Origin of the sequence: Mucilaginibacter calamicampi (assembly GCF_042676765.1) — a bacterium.
GTDB lineage: Bacteria > Bacteroidota > Bacteroidia > Sphingobacteriales > Sphingobacteriaceae > Mucilaginibacter > Mucilaginibacter calamicampi.
The window spans coordinates 328,784-348,607 of sequence record NZ_JBHTHU010000006.1 but is presented as its reverse complement, the minus strand read 5'-3'; the positions used below and the strand labels follow the sequence as shown (position 1 = coordinate 348,607).

At 44.3% G+C, this 19,824-nt stretch carries 16 protein-coding genes; 2 read left to right on the top strand and 14 right to left on the bottom strand.

Annotated elements, in window-relative coordinates; all coding sequences use genetic code 11:
* Positions 1-11: 11 nt before the first annotated feature.
* From ftsZ to mraZ, 13 genes are all read right to left on the bottom strand, one after another.
* The gene (gene ftsZ, locus ACFQZS_RS11075) at positions 12-1,643 is read right to left on the bottom strand and encodes a cell division protein FtsZ (RefSeq protein WP_377100163.1); all 1,632 of its coding nucleotides are present in this window, start codon (positions 1,641-1,643) and stop codon (positions 12-14) included.
* 224 nt (positions 1,644-1,867) lie between these two features.
* The gene (ftsA, locus tag ACFQZS_RS11070) at positions 1,868-3,211 is read right to left on the bottom strand and encodes a cell division protein FtsA (RefSeq protein WP_377100161.1); all 1,344 of its coding nucleotides are present in this window, start codon (positions 3,209-3,211) and stop codon (positions 1,868-1,870) included.
* 1 nt (position 3,212) lies between these two features.
* Positions 3,213-4,070: a cell division protein FtsQ/DivIB gene (locus ACFQZS_RS11065; RefSeq protein ID WP_377100160.1), complete on the bottom strand. Its 858-nt coding sequence runs from the start codon at positions 4,068-4,070 to the stop codon at positions 3,213-3,215.
* Complete coding sequence (gene murC, locus ACFQZS_RS11060; RefSeq protein WP_377100159.1) at positions 4,060-5,418, bottom strand: UDP-N-acetylmuramate--L-alanine ligase; 1,359 nt, start codon at positions 5,416-5,418, stop codon at positions 4,060-4,062. Before murC ends, ACFQZS_RS11065 begins: the two co-directional genes overlap by 11 nt.
* A 41-nt stretch (positions 5,419-5,459) precedes the next feature.
* Entirely contained in the window at positions 5,460-6,614 is a 1,155-nt protein-coding gene (murG, locus tag ACFQZS_RS11055; protein ID WP_377100157.1) for an undecaprenyldiphospho-muramoylpentapeptide beta-N-acetylglucosaminyltransferase, read from the bottom strand.
* 97 nt (positions 6,615-6,711) lie between these two features.
* On the bottom strand, positions 6,712-7,899 hold the full coding sequence (locus tag ACFQZS_RS11050; RefSeq protein WP_377100155.1) for an FtsW/RodA/SpoVE family cell cycle protein: 1,188 nt from the start codon (positions 7,897-7,899) through the stop codon (positions 6,712-6,714).
* Positions 7,900-7,985: 86 nt separating this feature from the next.
* Positions 7,986-9,371, bottom strand: coding sequence for a UDP-N-acetylmuramoyl-L-alanine--D-glutamate ligase (gene murD, locus ACFQZS_RS11045; protein WP_377100153.1), 1,386 nt, complete (start codon positions 9,369-9,371; stop codon positions 7,986-7,988).
* 93 nt (positions 9,372-9,464) lie between these two features.
* Positions 9,465-10,706: a phospho-N-acetylmuramoyl-pentapeptide-transferase gene (gene mraY / locus ACFQZS_RS11040; RefSeq protein ID WP_377100151.1), complete on the bottom strand. Its 1,242-nt coding sequence runs from the start codon at positions 10,704-10,706 to the stop codon at positions 9,465-9,467.
* 113 nt (positions 10,707-10,819) lie between these two features.
* Positions 10,820-12,280, bottom strand: a complete 1,461-nt coding sequence (locus ACFQZS_RS11035) for a UDP-N-acetylmuramoyl-L-alanyl-D-glutamate--2,6-diaminopimelate ligase (RefSeq protein WP_377100149.1) — start codon at positions 12,278-12,280, stop codon at positions 10,820-10,822.
* On the bottom strand, positions 12,277-14,403 hold the full coding sequence (locus tag ACFQZS_RS11030; protein ID WP_377100148.1) for a penicillin-binding protein: 2,127 nt from the start codon (positions 14,401-14,403) through the stop codon (positions 12,277-12,279). Before ACFQZS_RS11030 ends, ACFQZS_RS11035 begins: the two co-directional genes overlap by 4 nt.
* On the bottom strand, positions 14,400-14,792 hold the full coding sequence (locus ACFQZS_RS11025) for an FtsL-like putative cell division protein (protein ID WP_377100147.1): 393 nt from the start codon (positions 14,790-14,792) through the stop codon (positions 14,400-14,402). Before ACFQZS_RS11025 ends, ACFQZS_RS11030 begins: the two co-directional genes overlap by 4 nt.
* On the bottom strand, positions 14,789-15,691 hold the full coding sequence (gene rsmH / locus ACFQZS_RS11020; protein WP_377100146.1) for a 16S rRNA (cytosine(1402)-N(4))-methyltransferase RsmH: 903 nt from the start codon (positions 15,689-15,691) through the stop codon (positions 14,789-14,791). The genes ACFQZS_RS11025 and rsmH overlap by 4 nt, the downstream gene beginning before the upstream one ends.
* Complete coding sequence (mraZ, locus tag ACFQZS_RS11015; protein WP_377100144.1) at positions 15,684-16,157, bottom strand: division/cell wall cluster transcriptional repressor MraZ; 474 nt, start codon at positions 16,155-16,157, stop codon at positions 15,684-15,686. Before mraZ ends, rsmH begins: the two co-directional genes overlap by 8 nt.
* Before the next feature lie 382 nt (positions 16,158-16,539).
* On the opposite strand from mraZ, the gene ACFQZS_RS11010 reads away from it, so the two are divergent.
* Positions 16,540-17,133, top strand: coding sequence for a hypothetical protein (locus ACFQZS_RS11010; RefSeq protein WP_377100142.1), 594 nt, complete (start codon positions 16,540-16,542; stop codon positions 17,131-17,133).
* Between the two features lie 163 nt (positions 17,134-17,296).
* Positions 17,297-17,893: a hypothetical protein gene (locus tag ACFQZS_RS11005; RefSeq protein WP_377100140.1), complete on the top strand. Its 597-nt coding sequence runs from the start codon at positions 17,297-17,299 to the stop codon at positions 17,891-17,893.
* Positions 17,894-18,055: 162 nt separating this feature from the next.
* On the opposite strand, the gene ACFQZS_RS11000 is transcribed toward ACFQZS_RS11005, so the two are convergent.
* Entirely contained in the window at positions 18,056-19,627 is a 1,572-nt protein-coding gene (locus tag ACFQZS_RS11000; protein ID WP_377100138.1) for an FG-GAP repeat domain-containing protein, read from the bottom strand.
* Positions 19,628-19,824: the final 197 nt, after the last annotated feature.

Genomic DNA, 19,824 nt, shown 5'->3' with positions numbered 1-19,824 from the left:
ATTCTATCTCACTAATCTACATTATCATGCAGAAAAGAGTTGTTATTGCGAATGCCTGTTCTGCCTTCGTCATCAGGAAGCAGGGAGAACCTTGATACCTGTGTTTCGTTAGAAGCAGGCGGCTCCTGCAAAGCTATTTCTTTGCGCTTGTAAGCAGGCACATTCTCCATCTCTTGTATGTTACCGCTGCGCAATTTCATGCTAAGGTCCTTCAATCTCATAATACGCTCGCGCGATTTACGCAATTGCTCCTCAATAGATTCATCGGTTTTATTGTCGTCGGCACCTATAACTGCAAGCGGAGCTATTTCTTCCTCTACAGCCTCTTCTTCCTCCTCTTCAATATCTTCTATCTGCATGTCTAATATCGAAGACGGCTCAGAAAGTTTGAAAGTAAATTCAGGCACATCGCTTTCTTCTGCCTGCGCTACCGGCTCCTCTTCCTGAAGATTAAACCTCACCATACCCGTATCTTCTTCTGATGCCTGTGGTTTGGCTGCAAATAGATCGAACAATCCGGTTTGGGCCTGCTCCTCTTTCTGATTTTTTAAGTACAGGGACGAACTCTCCGGTGCAACAAGCTCATTAACGGGAGTAATAAACTCGTTAACGGGCCTTACCATAGGTGCATCGGGCACCAACATAGACACTACTTTTTTGCTGTTATGTTCTTTCTCGCGCTCGTCTTTAGTTTGGAAACCGGTTGCTATAATAGTAACCGATATTTTGTCGCCTAAATTTTCGTCGCGGCAGTTACCCCATATCAAATCGGCAGCTAAGCCGGCTTCTTCCTGTATGTAATCGGTAATAATGCTTACCTCGTCCATGGTTACTTCTTTTTCGCCAGAGCTTATGTTAAGCAATATATAACGCGCGCCTTCAATTTCATTATCTTTTAGCAGCGGCGATGCCAAAGCACCTTCTACAGCCTTAAGCGCGCGGTTCTCGCCTTCGGCAGAGCAGCTACCCATTATAGATACGCCACTGTCTTTCATTACAGTGCGCACATCTTTAAAGTCAACGTTGATATAGCCGGGCAGTGTTATAATTTCGGCTATGCCCTTTGCGGCCGTGGTCAATATATTGTCCGCCTGTGCAAAGGCAGACCCTAATGTAAGGTTACCAAAGATCTGGCGCAGCCTGTCGTTAGATATTACCAGGTAAGAGTCTACATATTTTTTAAACTCTTCCATACCTTCTTCGGCCTGCATACGGCGACGCTTGCCTTCAAAAGAGAACGGCGTGGTAATAATACCCACCGTTAAAATATCCAGCTCGCGGGCGGCTTTGGCAATTATAGGGCTTGCACCTGTGCCTGTACCACCACCCATACCTGCGGTGATGAAAAGCATGCGGGTATTGGTGCCCAGCATTTGCTTTATATCGTCAATATTCTCTATAGCTGAGTTTTTACCAACTTCGGGGATCGATCCCGCTCCCATTCCTTCGGTAAGGCTGGCACCCAACTGTACTTTATTAGGAATAGGGCTTAACTCAAGCGCCTGGGCATCGGTATTACATATAATAAAGTCGACACCGGTTATTCCTTGCTTGTACATGTGGTTAACCGCGTTGCCACCACCGCCGCCAACACCAATAACTTTGATGATAGACGACTTTTCTTTTAACATCTCAAATTGCATAATCCTTGTTTTTCAGCTATTTGGTATTTGACGATTCAGTAGATTAAACCATTGTAATAATATAACTTTTTCCACAAGCTTTTTCCACAATTGTGTATTATGTGGAAAAGTTTAATGCTTGTTGAAAATTACGACCCCAGCCCCCTCTAAATCTCCCCCCGGAAGGGGAGACTTTGAATAGCAGCTTTAAGCCCTCCCTTCCGGGGAGGGTTGGGTGGGGCTGTTTATTTCAAAAAGTCTTCGTCTTTTATATCGTCTTTAATAAACTTTTTTCCGCTCTCTAATATTTTACCTAGCAAACCAAACTTACGGTCGTCGGTATATTTTTGTTTTTCTGTACGTGTCTCCACCTGTGGCAATGTTAAGCCGTCATACTCCATTTTCTGGATGCCTTTTATCAACAAGCCAATGCCGGTAGCAAAGGTTGGGCTTTGCATTTCCTCGTAAACATTTTTAGGCAGCAGTTCGTTTTTTGCCAAATGCTCGTTAGGATAACCAACACGGCAATCTAATCCGGTTACAAACTCAACCAGTTGTGGCAAATGCTTTAACTGAGCACCACCACCGGTTATTACTATGCCCGCTATCAGTTTCTTTTCGTAGCCGGACGATTTTATCTCGTAGTAAACATGCTCTACAATCTCTTCCATACGCGCCTGGATAACAAAGGCCAGATTTTTAACAGAGATCTCTTTTGGCTCGCGGCCGCGTAAACCAGGCACACATACAATCTCGTTCTCTCGGTTCTCTTCGGCTAATGCAGAACCGAAACGTACCTTTAACTGCTCTGCAATGTTGCGCATTACGGAGCAGCCTTCGCGGATATCCTCGGTAACGCTGTTACCACCGAATGGTATTACCGCGGTGTGACGGATAATCCCTTCGTGGAAGATGGCAACATCCGTTGTACCACCACCTATATCCACCAGTACTACACCGGCTTCTTTTTCTTCATCGCTTAAAACCGACTCTGACGATGCCAGCGGCTCAAGTATCAGTTCCTGGCTCTCCAGGCTTGCTTTGTTAACACACTTAACGATATTTTTTATTGCTGTGACCTGGCCCGAAATGATATGAAAATTGGCCTCCAAACGTACCCCTGCCATACCGATAGGATCTTTTATACCCGGCTCGCCATCAACAGTAAACTCCTGCGGCAATACATGGATGATCTCCTCGCCCGGAGGCATAACCAGGTTATACATATCCTCCACCAGCTTGTCTATATCCTTGCGGCCTATTTCCGACTGAAGATCGCGGCGGGTTATGAGCCCCCTGTGCTGCAAGCTTTTTATATGCTGCCCTGCAATGCCCACGTTTACCACCCGTATCTCTACGTTTGATTGTGTGCCTGCAATGTCAACCGCCTGCCCTATGCCCTGAACCGTTTTATCAATGTTGGACACCACACCGCGCGTTACCCCCGCAGATTCGGCTTTGCCGACACCCAACACTTCTATTTTTCCGTTCTTGCTTCGGCGACCAACAATTGCGCATATTTTGGTAGTCCCAATGTCTAACCCTACCACAATAGGCGAACTTTTTTCCTGAGTTGAACTTTTATCCATATTAATGCATTATTTGAGATGTATCTTTAGCTAATGTGGCCGAATCTGCAGGCGCTGGTGTTGCTAACCTGAGCGAATCGGCCTTTGTATTTTTTATACCAATTACCTGATTGGTGTATTTTATATTAATTGTTTTGTATGCCTCCCAACCCATTGTTGGCAGGGCCTGTTTGTAAAAACCAAGCAGGTTTTTAAACTTCACATCCAACGAGTCGGCGTTGCCCAGTAATATGCGCTGGCTGCCCACACGGGGTATCAGCTCAATTTCCTGGTTGGCATTTACGTAGATCTGAGCTATCTGCGCGTCCCAAAGCGTGTCGCTATGGATGAAACTAACCGTCTTAAAAACGTCGCGCGCTATCTGGGTGCGCAGGGTGTCAACCCGGCCGCCAAAGGGTTCTTCTATAAATCCGTTAACTGCCAGCACCCTGGCTGTAAAGTTGGGCGACAAAGGCAGTTTAAGTCCGTGCTGATCTATGTAAAAGTCCTGGTCAAAACGGTTAAGCATACGTAAAATAGGCTGCCGCTGACTTATTTCTATAACCAATGTGCCATCCATATCGCCATACACCTTTGCGTATTCAATAAAGGGGTTGGCCCTAAGGCTGTTCTCCAAATCGTGCATTTTGATGTTCTCCATCCTTAACCCCACCAGCAAAAAATTACCCGATTGCAAAATATGGTCAACCTCCTGCTTGTCAATAAAAAGCTGGCTACCCGGAATGTAAACCTTTACAGACTTGCAAACCACGCCCGATTTTTTGATCCCGATAAAACTCATGAGCACAACCAGGCCGCCCAGGCTAACCAGCCAGGCAAATCCTATAAAAATGTTGCGCCATAGTCTTTTATTCCACATGCTGTAATGCCTGTTTTAATGGTTGTACCAGTGTATCAATATCGCCTGCTCCTACTGTAAGCAATAGTTCAGGTTGTTCTTTTCTGATTTTTTCAACGGCCTCCTGCATGCTGTATTTATGCTTGCTTTGGCTTTGCATACGCTGCATTATCATATCAGAATTTACGCCTTCAATGGGCAGCTCGCGGGCCGGGTAAATATCCAGCATCAACAGCTCGTCGCTCATATCCAATGCTTCGGCAAAGCCATCGGCAAAATCGCGGGTGCGGGTAAATAAATGCGGTTGAAAAATTGTTGTGAGTTTTTTACCGGGATACAAGCGCTTTACTGATGATATTGCCGCCTTCAACTCTTCGGGATGATGCGCATAATCGTCAATAAAAATATGTTGGTCGTTTTTTATAATGTATTCAAACCGGCGCTTAACCCCGCGGAAGCTTTCTAAAGCTTTCTTTATATCATCAGCTTGTACGCCTACCAATAAAGCGGCTTCAATAGCAGCGGTAGCATTAGCTATGTTATGCAAACCTGCTATGCCCAGCTTTATGTTATTTATGCTGATGGCGGCGTTGTTAAAATCGAAATAAAAATCGCCATCTTCCACGCGAATGTTTACGGCGCGGGCATCGGCATTGCTGTCAATACTATAAGTTAGTCCGCCATCCAGGGGCAGGCCTTTATAATGAATAAGCGTACCGCCCTGTTTTAGCTGCGATGCAAACAGTTGGAAAGATTCTGTTAACCGGCCGTGATCGCCATAGATATCCAGGTGATCGGCATCCATGGATGTTATAATGGCAACATCAGGATGCAGCGTAAGGAAAGACCTGTCGTACTCATCCGCTTCAACCACAACAATATCGTTATCGCCAAACAACACGTTGGTTTGGTAATTGGACGAGATACCGCCTAAAAACGCCGAGCAGTCTTTGCCCGAATCTTTAAGTATATGCGCCACCATGCTTGATGTAGTAGTTTTGCCATGCGTGCCTGCAACAGCTATAGTGTATTTGCCTTTGCTGATCAACCCCAACACCTGCGAACGCTTGTATAGGGTAAAGCCTTTATTTTTAAAGAAGTTAAGTATGGCTGAGTCTGCGGGTATGGCAGGAGTATAAATTATCAGTGTGCCTTCGTCAAAATCGCGGAAGCTTTTGGGTATGCATTCGCTGTTATCATCAAAAGTTGCCTGTATCCCTTCGTGATGCAGCTGATCGGTCAGGTCAGTAGGCGTCTTATCGTATCCATAAACAACACAACCCAATTTATGGAAATAGCGCGCCAGGCCACTCATGCCTATGCCGCCTATGCCTACCAGATACACCCTTTGTACGTTTTGTAGTTCCATGTTCTTAAAAAGCTCTCCTCCTTTTACAGAGGAGAGCCGGATTAATTGTTAATTGTTATTTGGATAACCTCTTTAGCGATAACCTCATCAGCATTTGGCATGGCCAGCTTACCAATGTTGTCGCCTAATATTTTTTGTTCGTGTCTATCATTTAAAAGCGCAATTGCTTTGTCAACCAGTTTGGCTTCCGCGTCGCGGTCGGCTATAAAAACAGCAGCATGTTCCTGCACCAGTGCTAAAGCGTTTTTTGTTTGATGATCCTCTGCCACGTTAGGCGAAGGCACCAGGATAACCGGTTTTTTAATTACACATAATTCGGCTATGGTGCCGGCACCCGCGCGCGATATTATTACATCAGCAGCGGCATAAGCCAGGTCCATTCTGTTTACAAATTCTCTAATGCACACATTAGGGTGATAGTTCTCGCCCAATTCGGCTATCAGGTTTTTATAATAAAATTTGCCTGTTTGCCATATCACCTGTACATCAGCCGCTATTAACTGATCTAACCCTGCTTTTATACTATTATTCAAAGTACGGGCACCTAAACTACCACCTGTAACCAGTATGGTTTTTTTGGTTGCTGATAGCTTAAAGCTCTCCAACGCCTCGCGTTGCTTACCCGCAATATCAACCGACTCGCGCCGTATGGGGTTACCCGTTTTTATAATATCAGCACCGGGAAAAAACTTGTCCATCCCATCAAAAGCAACACATATTTTACGCGCCTTTTTACCCAGCCATTTATTGGTTTTACCCGCGTATGAGTTTTGCTCCTGTATTAAATAAGGTATTTCTTTTATTGAAGCCGCGTACAATAAAGGTCCCGATGCATATCCACCCACTCCAACGCAGGCATCAGGCTTAAAATCCCTGATTATTTGCAAAGCCTTAAATACACTCTTTACCAGCTTTACCGGGAACATCAGGTTCTTTACTATTGAACCCCGTTGTATACCCTGTATCTCTAAACCTATAATGCGATAACCGGCTGCAGGTACTTTCTCCATCTCCATACGACCGCTGGCCCCAACAAATAATATCTCGGTAGCAGGATCCATTTTTTTCAAAGCATTGGCAATAGCAATAGCCGGGAAGATATGCCCCCCTGTACCACCGCCGCTAATGATAACGCGTGCCCCCCCCGCCCCCTGAAGGGGGAGCTTTTGATTGGGTTGCTGGCCTTGCTCTTTCATTATTTCTCTTTTACCGCGTCGTTTAAACTTTACTCTTTTTCTTTACCAAATCCGAAATCGAAATTCCAAAATCCGGTATCAAACCATAGTTCCCCCTTCAGGGGGTTAGGGGGCTAATTTGCCCTACCACTATCTTATTTCCCGAACTTATTTCCTCTTCTGCACCCTTAGGTTCATCAATATCCCTGCTTACCGATAGTATAATACCAAAGGCTATACTGGTAAACAGCATAGATGTGCCACCCATGCTTACAAATGGTAGCGGAACACCCGTAACCGGCCCCAGGCCAACGGCCACCGCCATGTTGGCAAAGGCTTGTATGGTTAGGCTAAAGCTTAAGCCTGCCGCCAGCAAAGCCCCGAAAGCTTTTGGCGCGCGTGTTACTATTTTTATACAGCGATAAAGTAAAAACAGGTATATACCCACCAATACAATACCGCCGAACATGCCGTATTCCTCAACAATTATGGCATAGATCTCATCCGAATAAGCCTCCGGCAGGTAATTTACCTCGCTGCTTTTGCCGGGGCCCTTACCAAAAAAACCACCGCTTGCAATAGCAATTTTTGCATGGTCTGACTGGAACGTTTTAGCCGGATCAGCCTTTTCGGGATGAAGGAAAACATCTATCCTTGACGAGTGCGTACCACTTCTGCCGCCAACCCCGGTTGCTAACATTATAACCAACAGCACCAGTCCGGCACCACATACTACCGCTATTTGCTTAATGCTTATGCGGCCAATAATCAGCAACAGTATACTCACGCCAAACAGCATTAAGCCGGTAGATAAGTTGGCCGGCGCTATTAATACAAACACCAAACACACCGAACTGATGATAGGGATAAAAGAGTTTTTTACATCCTTTATATTTTCCTGCTTGCGCGATAGCACCCTTGCCAGGTAAGTTATCAGGGCCAGCTTGGCCATATCTGATGTTTGGAAGCTTAAACCTGTTCCGGGTATGGCTATCCACCTGCTGGCTTCGTTCAGCTTTGCGCCAAAAACCAGCGTGTATAACAATAGTGGGATAGTAATGAACATCAACAACTTGCTAATACCCGCGTAATAACGGTAATCCAGCTTGTGCGAAATGTACATCAGCACTAATCCGCCAATCATAATGGCCAGGTGCTTAATTAATATAGACTCTGCACCCACCCCGCGCTTGTACGCCAATGACCCAATAGCGCTATACACCGATAACAATGAAATAAGCGAAAGCAGTATGACAATAAGCCATATCCACCTGTCTCCTTTTAAGTTGTTTACTATCTGGTTCATTTTTATTGTCCATAGACCATGGACCATAGTCCATAGTTAGTTTTCTTAATTCACCATGGACCATTGACTATGGACCATGGACTATTCTACAACTCCTTCACCGCTTCTTTAAACTGCGCGCCTCTATCCTCGTAATTTTTAAACAGATCAAAACTGGCGCATGCCGGCGATAGTAATACGGTATCGCCTTTTGTTGCCAGGTGATACGCTACGGTAGCGGCTTCTTGTGCTGATGTAGTATTTACAATAACATCAACATCATCCTCAAAGGCATCATGTATGCGCTGGTTATCCTTACCTAAACACACAATGGCCTTTACCTTTTGCTTCACCAGGTCGCGCAGCATGCTGTAATCATTTCCCTTATCAACACCACCCAATATCAGCACAACATCGCTGGTCATGCTCTCTAAAGCATACCAGGTGGAGTTAACATTGGTAGCTTTTGAGTCGTTTATAAAGCTGATGCCCGATATTTTGGCAACAAACTCCAGCCGGTGCTCAATGTTTTTGAATTGCGCCATACTCTCGCGTATCGAGTCATTGCGCAGATCAAGCACGCGGGCAACAATACCTGATGCCATAGAATTATAAATGTTGTGCTTGCCTTGCAGGGCCAGTTCTGTAATGGTCATCTCAAAAGGTTGTTGATTGGTTTGTATAATAATTTTGTCGCCGCTGAGGTATGCTCCCGGCGTAAGTTTTTTTTTTATAGAGAAAGGCAGCTGCTGCGCGTTAAAGGTTTTCCCATCCATCCCTTTTAACGTTTCTTCATCATCCGCACAATAAATAAATACATCATTGGCAGTTTGATTTTGCGTGATGCGGAACTTCGATGCAGCGTAGTTCTCCAGCTTATAGTCATACCTGTCCAAATGGTCGGGTGTGATATTTAACAGTACTGCTATATCTGCTTTAAACTGATACATATCATCCAGCATAAAGCTGCTTAGCTCAAGCACGTAGGTATCAAACTTTTCTGTAGCCACCTGATAGGCAAAGCTTTTGCCTATGTTGCCCGCCAAACCCACATTCAATCCCGCGTTTTTAAGGATGAAGTAAGTAAGACTGGTAGTTGTGGTTTTTCCGTTTGAGCCTGTTATGCCTATTATTTTTGCATCAGTATATCTGCCCGCAAACTCTATCTCGGATATAACCCGTATGCCCTTTTCTTTTATTTTTTTGATAATGGGAGCCTTATCAGGTATCCCAGGACTTTTTATCACTTCCACCGCCTTCAGTATCTCCGCCTCGGTATGCTGATTCTCTTCGAAACGGATACCCCAGCCTTGCAGCTGCTCTTTATAATGCGGTGCTATGGCACCAAAGTCAGACACAAAAACATCATAGCCCTGCTGTTGCGCAAGGTATGCCGCACCCACCCCGCTTTCGCCGGCACCAAGGACAACAAGTGCCCCCCCCGCCCCCTGAAGGGGGAGCTTTTGTGGTGGTATGTTTTTGTTTTCGTTCATTCTTTTTGGTCCATAGACCATGGTCGATGGACCATAGTTCCTTTTGTTAATCTCTCTACCATGGACCATCGACTATGGACCATGGACCTCGCATTAGCGAAGCTTCAACGTTATTACAGTTATTATCGCCAGCATTATCCCGATGATCCAAAACCGCGTTACGATCTTTGATTCGTGGAAACCCTTTTTCTGGTAATGATGATGCAGCGGCGACATCAGGAATATCCTCCTGCCCTCGCCATATTTCTTTTTAGTGTATTTAAACCATCCTACCTGCATCATAACCGATAAATTTTCAACCAGGAATATGCCCGCCAGTACCGGCAGCAGCAATTCCTTACGTATTAAAATGGCAAATACCGCTATAATACCGCCTATGGTTAAGCTGCCGGTATCGCCCATAAAAACCTGGGCAGGGTAGGTGTTATACCATAAAAACCCTACGCAGGCCCCAACAAAGGCTCCGGCAAAAATTACCAGTTCGCCGGTGTGAGGTATGTACATTATGTTGAGATAATCTGACCAAACCACGTTACCCGATACGTAGGCCAGTATGGCCAGCGTAAAACCCATTATGGCTGATGTGCCTGTAGCCAGCCCGTCAATACCATCTGTTATATTGGCACCATTGGATATAGCTGTTATTATTATTATAACGGCGAGCATAAATATCAGCAACGTATAACGCTCATAATCGCCGCCTAAAAATTTAACTACCTTGCCGTAATCAAACTCATTGTTTTTTATAAAAGGCAAAGTAGTTTTTACTGATTTCACATCCTGGTAGTAAACAGCCTTGCCGTTAACCATACGGTAACCAACAGGCGCATCATACTGTATAGGCGGCTTAACACCCTGCCTTGCAACAACGTTAGGGTTGTTATACATGGTAAAGCCTACTATAAGCGCCAACCCAACTTGTCCGGTTATTTTAAACCTGCCGGCTAAGCCTTCCTTGTTCTTTTTAAATACTTTAATATAATCATCCAAAAACCCTATCGCGCCCAGCCAAATAGTAGTAACCAGCATTAGTATTATGTATACATTGGTTAACCTGGCAAACAGCAGTGTAGGGATGAGGATACCTGCAATGATGATGAGCCCGCCCATTGTTGGTGTGCCCTGCTTTTGCATTTGCCCTTCCAGCCCCAGATTACGCACCGTTTCGCCTACTTGTTTAAAGCGCAAATAATCTATCAGTCTGCGCCCATACACCGTAGTTATCAACAGCGAAGTAATAACAGCCATTGCCATACGAAACGTGATATACTGAAACACCCCCGTCCCCGGAATATGATAGTTATCGTACAGATATGTAAATAGATAGTATAGCATTCGGCTTTATGTTCTTGTCGTTGCAATTTGCGAGATGATACACCCCTTGAATTAAACTCCCCCCATACCTATCATGTAGAGATTGCTTCGTTCCTCGCAATGACGCGTTCTTATTAATTCATTAATTTAAATTGGTTCAATAACTCCTCTTTATCATCAAAGTGATTTTTCACTCCGTTTATTTCCTGGTATTTTTCGTGTCCTTTGCCGGCTAATAAAACAATATCGCCGGGTTGTGCCAGCATGCATGCGGTTTTTATAGCTTCGCGACGGTCGGCTATACTCAGCGTCGACCGTTTGAAGGCTGCATCAACGCCCGCTTCCATTTCCTTTATAATAACTGCCGGATCTTCCTTGCGTGGGTTATCTGATGTTAGTATCACCTTATCACTCCACTCACAGGCTACTTTTGCCATTACAGGGCGCTTGGTTTTATCCCTGTCGCCACCGCAGCCAATAACGGTTATCACCTTTTCGTTTCCTTTGCGTATGTCGTGTATGGTGCTTAGCACATTCTGCACCGCATCAGGCGTGTGGGCGTAATCAACAATGCCTATTATTTTGTTGGGCGCAACTATGTAATCAAATCTTCCTTCGGCACCGCTTAGCTTACTCAGCGCGGTTAGCACTTTGGCTTTATCCTGCTCTAATAACATAGCGGTGGTGTAAACCGCGAGCAGGTTATAAGCATTAAAGCTGCCCACCATTCTGAACCATACTTCCTCGCCATCTATCAGCAGCAACAAACCGCCAAACTGATTTTCTAATATTTTGGCGCGGTAATCGGCCATGTTTTTTAGTCCGTAGCTTTTTTTGTGCGCTTTGGTGTTTTGCAGCATAACGTTGCCGTTCCTGTCATCAATATTGGTAAGCGCGAAGGCGTCTTTAGGCAAGCCATCAAAAAAAGCTTTCTTAGCCTTCAGGTAGTTATCAAATGTTTTATGATAATCCAGATGGTCATGCGTTAAATTGGTAAAAATGCCGCCTGCAAAACTTAAACCCTCAATACGGTGCTGCGCGACAGCGTGCGAGCTAACTTCCATAAAGCAGTAATCGCAGCCCTGCTCCACCATATCATTTAGTAAGCTGTTCAGTGCTACCGGATCGGGCGTGGTATGTGTTGATGGTATAACTTTTCCGTTTATCTGGTTTTCTACTGTTGACAGCAAGCCGCATTTATAACCTAACTCGCGGAACAACTGATATAATAACGTAGCTACAGTGGTTTTACCATTGGTACCTGTTACCCCAACCAGTTTTAACTTATCCGAAGCATTATCATAAAAGTTAGCGGCTACTGTCCCTAACACTTTTGCCGAATCGGCAACCATTAAAAAGTCAACTTCGGTAGCGGTGTGCGCAGGCAGATCTTCGCAAATAATTGCCGCCGCGCCTTGCTGTATGGCTTGGTCAATATATTCATGGCCATCAACAACAGTACCTTTTACCGCGACAAATAAGCAACCGGGCACCACCTTACGCGAATCAAACACAACGGCGCTGATCTCAACATCGGCGCTGCCTTGCAGTTCGGTAAACGGAACACCCTTTATTATGTCGCTCAGGTACTTCATCTCAGCTCAATAAATATTTTTGATCCTTTACGCAATACATTTCCGGCAGGGATAGACTGGCTGGCAACGGCACCGCTTCCGCGTACCACAGCCTTATAACCCGCGTTACCCAACGTATATAAGGCATCACTTAAGCCCATGCCTGCAACAGCCGGAACCGTGCCTGTTCTATATTTAACATCCTCAAATGATATACCCGCGCTGGTGTCTATCCCGGCACTGGCTGAGGCATACAGCGGCTTTAAGCCCAATTTTTCGTGAACCAGTTTTAAAGCCTTGGCGTTGCCCTGTTTAACCTTTGGCAAATTAGTATTGCCCACAAATTTTACCGCGGCAGGCTGCTGGTTAATACCCAGATCATTTGCGTACACCCTGTCGGCTATTTTGCGGAACACCGGACCAGCTACCCAAGCCGCCAAATGCGAACCAACGCGCGGGTTACTGATAACCACTATCATAGAATACTTTGGCTTATCGGCCGGGAAATATCCACAGAATGAAGCCTGGTGACTGCTTTTTTCGCCGTAGCCTGAGCTACCATTGGCTATCTGAGCAGTACCTGTCTTACCCGCTACACTGTATAGTTTATTTTTGATGATGAGCTTACCGGTACCTTCTAAAACCACACCCTCCAGCATGCCACGTACTTTGGCCAGTGTCTCGTCTGAACAAACTTTAGGGTTAATAACCCGCGACTGGAAACGTTCAACCGTGTTGCCCATGCGGCGGATCTCGCGCACAAATAATGGCGATATCAGCTTACCATTATTGGCAACCGAATTATAGAACGTAAGCATTTGCAAAGGCGTTAACTTCGACTCGTAGCCGTAAGCTATTTGCCAAAGCGATTGGATCTTGTTCCAATCTTCAGAGCGGGTGTTCTTTACCCGCGGCTTGCCTTCGCCATGTATCTGTAACCCGTTAGGTTCATTCAAGTGGAAACTGTACAGCTTGTCAATAAACGCCTGCGGGTTATCGCCATAAGCTTTATTTACAAAGCGTGCCACGGCTATGTTTGATGATTCTTCCAGCGCGCGTTTGGCACTTATCATCCCACCGTGATCTTCTGTATCCCTTATCTTCAAAGCTACCCTGCCATTACGCGGATTCATTACCTGAAAAGTACCATGCGCCGCATCAATAGTGCTGCCGGTATCAATTTTATGGTCGTCTATCATGGCCATGTATGATGCCAGCTTGAAGGTAGAACCCGGCTCGGCCGCTGCAGCAATGGCATAGTTCATCTTCTCTTTATACTCGCCTTCGGGTGTGCGGGTAAAGTTGGCAATGGCGCGGATCTCGCCGGTAGCAACTTCCATTAAAACAACGGTACCAAAATCGGCCTGTATGCTATCCAGTTGTTTTTTTAAAACTTTCTGCGCCAGGTCCTGGTAGTTAACGTCGATAGTGGATATAATATCAGCTCCGTCTTTTGCCTGCTCTTCATCGTCTTCATCATTAACGGGCACGTAAACACCCCCTGCAATACGCTGCATTAAGCGTTTACCATTCTCGCCACTAATGTATTTAGTGAACGCGCCTTCCAAACCCACACCGTTGGCTACGTTCTCATTTTTATAACCGATGGTACGTGCCGCCAGGGATTTAAACGGAAGTATGCGCTTGTTCTTTTGCTCAACTATTAAGCCGCCGCCAAATTTGCCTAAATTAAAGATCGGGAACTTGCGTATGGCTTTCAGCTCGTTAAAGGTAACCCTGCGGCGGATGAGCTGGTAACGCAGCTTTTCCTTGCGCGCCTCGCGCAGCAGGCGCGAATAGTCGCGGGTGGTTTTATCAGGATATAATTGAGATAAGGCAGCAGCCAAAGAATCTACCTTGCCGTAAAACACCTCGTCTTCTTCAATTTTACCTGCCAGCATATCCATGTGCAGCTCATACTCAGGCACCGAGGTAGCAAGCAGGCTGCCATCAACAGAATAAATATTCCCTCTTATCGCTTCAATCGTTTCGTACCGGGTTGACGATTTACTGGCCATATTGCGCCATTTTTCGCCTTGCGCATATTGCAGGTTGTATAGCTGACCTATTACCGCCAACGACAGCAATACAATAAGCCCGAAAGCTATGTATACACGTAAAAGTATATTGGTTCTGATACTCATTGCACATCCCCCTTTAACACTATTTTTTGCGGCGGCGATATGGATTCTTTCAGGCCCAAAGTATCGGTGCGTTGCGCAACCTCATTAAGCGTGCTTTTAAATGCCATATCTGCCTTGGCTACTTTATAACCCCAGCTCAGTTCTTTAACCTCTTTATTCAGCTTATCTATTTTGCGGATATTCTTTTCGGCCAGGTGCCTGTTGCCTATATATATCATCCCTAAAAAGGCAATGAACAAAATAAAAGGCAATGCACGGGTAGCATCATCAGTGGTGATGAAACCATTGGTAAAAAATTTCATCACAACATTATCCGGCAGCTCCGCAGATTTTTTTTCTACAGTTACTTCTTCTTCCGGTTCAATTTCGGTACGTAAACGATTGGTCATTTTTTTACCGCTATTCTTAATTTAGCGCTCCGTGCCCTGTTATTATTTTTTATCTCTTCGTCTGATGCTGTTATAGCGCCTCTGCTTACCGCATCAAACGGTTTTTGGTCATTTCCATAAAGGTCCTTTACCACCTCGCCGCTAAATTTGCCTTTGGCGATGAAGTTCTTCACCAGCCGGTCTTCTAACGAGTGGTATGACATTACCACCAGCCTGCCGCCTGATACCAGCACATCTGCGCTCTGGATCAAAAAATCCTTCAGTGCTTCCAGTTCCTGGTTAACCTCTATGCGCAGCGCCTGAAAAACCTGCGCCAGGTATTTATTTTCCTTACCGCGCGGTATTAAACCCGCTATCGCATTTTTTAGATCGGCCACCGTATTAAGCGGCGTATTTAGCCGTGCCGTTACTATCGTTTTGGCCAGCGATTTTGCATTTTGTATCTCGCCGTATATACCAAAGATCCTATGCAGATCAGCCTCGGCATAAGTGTTAACCACCTCTTTGGCGCTCAGGTCTGATGCCTGGTTCATCCGCATATCCAGCTCAGCATCAAAGCGGATGGAAAATCCGCGCTCGGCCTGGTCAAACTGATAGGATGAAACCCCCAGGTCTGCCAGTATCCCATCCACCGGGGTAGCACCATGCAAACGGCAAAAGTTTTTTAAAAACCTAAAATTCTGATCAACCAGTTCAAAACGTTCGTCGGCTATAGCATTCTGCTGCGCGTCGGCATCCTGATCAAAAGCCAGCAATCTGCCGCCTTTGCCTAAATGCTTCATAATCTCGCGCGAGTGACCACCACCACCAAAAGTCACATCCACGTAGGTGCCATCAGGGCGAATATTCATCGCCTCAATGCACTCCTGTAACATAACGGGGGTATGGTAATTACTCATCTATCCTCCTTATTTTAGCACCACCCTTTACCTCCTCGGCCAACCTGGCAAAGTTCTCGGGCTCGTTATCCAATTCGGCATCATAAGCATCCTTGGCCCAAAGCTCAATTGTATTTAACTGACACGAAAGCACCACTTCGCCATTTACTTCAATACCTGCATATTCCATCAGCGACTTTGGCAGCAAAACGCGCCCGGCACCGTCCAATGGCATTTCAGAAGCGCCGCGCATAAAATATCTTCTAAATTTGCGGCTCTTTTCCTCGTATTGATTAAGTTCCTGCAGGTCCTCAACCGTTTTATCCCACTCTTTCCGGGTATAGATCACCAGGTGCTTTTCAAAGCCACGATTAATCACAAGGCCCTCAGCGACAGCTTCGGGAAGCTGTTTTTTGAGGCCAACAGGGATCATCATGCGTCCTTTGGCATCCAGTTTACAATCAAATTCGCCCAAAAAATTTGGCATAGTTACACTTTGGCAATTATTGTAACGTAAAAGTAAATTACTTTTCCCACTTTTAAACACTTTTTCCCACCAAAAAGTTTTCAACACTATTTAAGTGATTTTTTCTCCCACTTTGGGTTGATTTGGCATCAGGCAGACATCTGCTAATTATGTTAGCAAGCTAAGTATAAGGAGGTTAGCGCGAGTAAGCCTGAGTGGTAGAAGAAGCTTATATTATAAGTAAAAGAAAGGCACCGGCAGCCCTATCGCGATGGACAAATACGCTACCAGGAATTTAAAATTTAACTATTGGTTAGTGTGGTACAGGTGAACGTAAACAACAATTTACAAATGCTTAAAAGCATATTCCTTACCTTTAAGTAACTATTAACCGCTAATTATAATGCCTTATCTAAAAAAATCTTTATTGCTATTTACATTTTGCCTCGCGGTGCTAAGCACGAAAGCAACGGCGCGTTGCTCTGTTGCAGATACTACTGTAAAAATTACTGTTGATGCAGTTGGACAAATATTACCTACACCCTTAATTATAGCTATTGCGGCAAAGAACGATAAGTTTAAAATTGCCTACACTGTTGTTGACAGCGTTTTCCGCAACGCGTATCTTCAAGACCCTGCGCACAAAGAAATTCAACCCAAAACCTCCTACTTTATTTCGCCTTATATAGCAATAAGTTTGAGAAACAGTGTAAAACGTGTTGATACGATAGCAACTGCAGATATTGTATTGAAAGATGCGATTGCCCGGGTAGTTAATTTAGACAGCCGGGAGCGGCTAACCATGAATGACATGGCCCCTGTTTTGGATGGCCACCATGTTAAAGTTGAGATCACAACTCCTGCCGGAACAAAGCGCATCTCATCACACAGCCCTATGCCGGATCACGACACGCAGCTATATCAACTGCTTCAAAAATGCATTGACATTTACCGCGATAAATATCCCAAAGTGCGTTTACGCGCGGTAGGATATTAAACAAATACATTGTTACAGAAATAAGCCATTATCAGCAAGCGATAAATGCCCAGGAGAGGTTACCTATTGTAGCCCCGGCCCGAACAAGAGCTAACGTAAGCAACAATTTACAAACGCCTTAAAAAATATCACGTAGCTTTATTACTAATTACCTTATCTTGTTATGCATTTCTTTAAAAACACCTGCTTTTTAATTGCATTTAGCTTATTAGTGGCAACAGCCGGTACTGCAAAGTCAGTACAGATGGCCGATAGCGCCGCGGCAGTATCAATATCTTATATTTTTAGCCCTACCAATGCACGCGTACGTATAGATATTTTTAAAGATAAACGCGAAATCAAACTCGTTTATAACATACAAGCCAGTTTATTTTTTTTGAGGGATACTACCGCCAGTAACCCGATATTTAAAAAGGGCGTTTTTTTAGAGAGCCACTACTTTGGTAGAAGATACAGAGGTTTACTGAGCGATACCGTTGAAACCAACGATGCAGCTTTAAAAAAGATCGTGGACCAGGTTTTATCATCCAGCAACGAAGAATTGGAGCGGCCTGCTCGCGCCAAAAATGCAGTCGCTATTGACGGCACTTCATTCACATTTGATATTGCTACAGGCAACGGCGGCAAAAGAACGGTTTACGCGCGTTCGCCGGGTGCTGACATTCAAACCGTTTTATACGAATTGCTGACCCGGGTTTCGGTTATTTATTACAAAAGCAACACAAACGGTTATTTAAAAGGGCAAACGGCGGGATATTAACGTCTTGTTATGTAAATACCCATACTGGTTGAAGCTTTCAGCTTCGACCTAAAATACAGCAAGCATCCTGCTTGCGAGTGCCGTTTGCTGCTTAAGCTGAAAGCTTAAAACATTTTAGGTCGAAGTTACGCTGCGCTAAACTTCGACCAGTAGGGGAGAATTCTATTTATTCTTTGCGGTATTTTTTAAAGTAAAAAATAATGGTTCGGTTACGTTATAATAACCAAAAGGCCCGTTCTCAAAATAATTATTGCCAATTATAAGGTCGGTTTTGCCATCGGCATCAATATCTCCGGCATCCATAGTTACAGCGCGTTCAAAACGCACCTTGGGCGGTAACGCATATGGTTTAAAAGTTAAATTGCCTGTGTTTTTAAAATAAACAAATCCTTCTGCAGGTTGTGCAGCATCAGTAAACAGGCTTACGGTAGCAATATCAATTTTGTTATCGCCATCAAAATCTTTTGCAATGGCCTTATAACAGCCGTTTACAGGATAAAAATAACGTTGCTTAAAGTTATCGCGTCCGTCATTTAAATATATATACAAACCATGGTATGGTTTTAAAGAAAGGCTGGCGTTGCCATTATCGCCACAGGTGTAAATAATATCCTTATCGCCATCGTTATCCATATCAACCATATCAAAAGATGATGAACCATATATAGGCGGAAAGCCCAGCACCTGTTTTTCTGTAAATGAGCCTTTACCATTATTAATAAAATGATAGATCCCTTCCCTTGCCTGCGCAAACAATACCCAAATATCAGGTGCTAATGGGTTTTTACGATAGTCGAAATAAGCTTTTGTTGCACCGGGCCTGCTGCTGATCACGTGTTTAATAAAGTTGCCCGGCCCTTTATTTTCCATCCATACTAATTCGCCGTTCATATTACCAAATTCACATATCAGGTAATCTTGCTTGTTGTCATTATTCAAATCGGCTGTTAGTAATTGTACGGGCCGGGCCAGATTATTAAATAGTGGCACTTTGCCCGAAATAATTTTGCCGTTATTGATGGACAACTCTGTAACCGTTCCAATTTTATCAGCGTTTGCACCTAGTGTTTTTCCTATAGTAGTAACAAATATTTGGTTGTTATTAAACAACATATCAACTACCGGCCCCTCCGTTTCAACAGAATCTACAATTTTTAACTGGGGGGTTAATAAATACAATTTATGGGCCTGTGCATTGGCTACAAATACTCTGGCCGGATTAACCGTATTGTCAATTTTAACAAAGCTGCTTAATACCTGTTTCCCATTAAAAATTGATGCCGGTTTTTGAACTTTGAAAAAGGGTAATTGCCTGTCAATAGCAATGTTTCTTTTTTGTTCGGGTAAATTTATCGGTGCTTTTGAAAGATAATAATTTAATATGTTTTGCCATTCCACGGCACTCATTGCCGCGGCAGATGGCGGTGTAAAATCACTCGGATCAATAGTATTAGTATAATCCTGCTCTTTATGCTGCTTAATACCCAGGCGTAAACCCATTTCAGGTAATACAACGAGCCACTTATCCTGATTTAATAAACCGGGTTCGGGATACATATGGCATGATTGGCAATACTGTTTTGACAACGCCTTGCCGTTAGCCATATACTCAGCAATTGCCGCCTTCCTATCCCCGGTACTTTGGGTACCGCTATTGCATGATATTATACCAACTATAGCTACACATATAAAGGCGCATACTATAAGTAATACGTTCGATTTTTTAATGATCATATAAATTTTGTGCAACGGGTGTTGCCGGATTTAAACAGGTTTAACAATCAAATAACTATAATTTATTTGAATATATATTCCATATTAAACACATATTGATTAAGGTTTTTTACCATCAGCGGTATTTGTGGTAGCTTAAAAATGATACCCAACAGACTGAAATCTATGCTTTAAGGGTTATCTTAACATATGGAGGC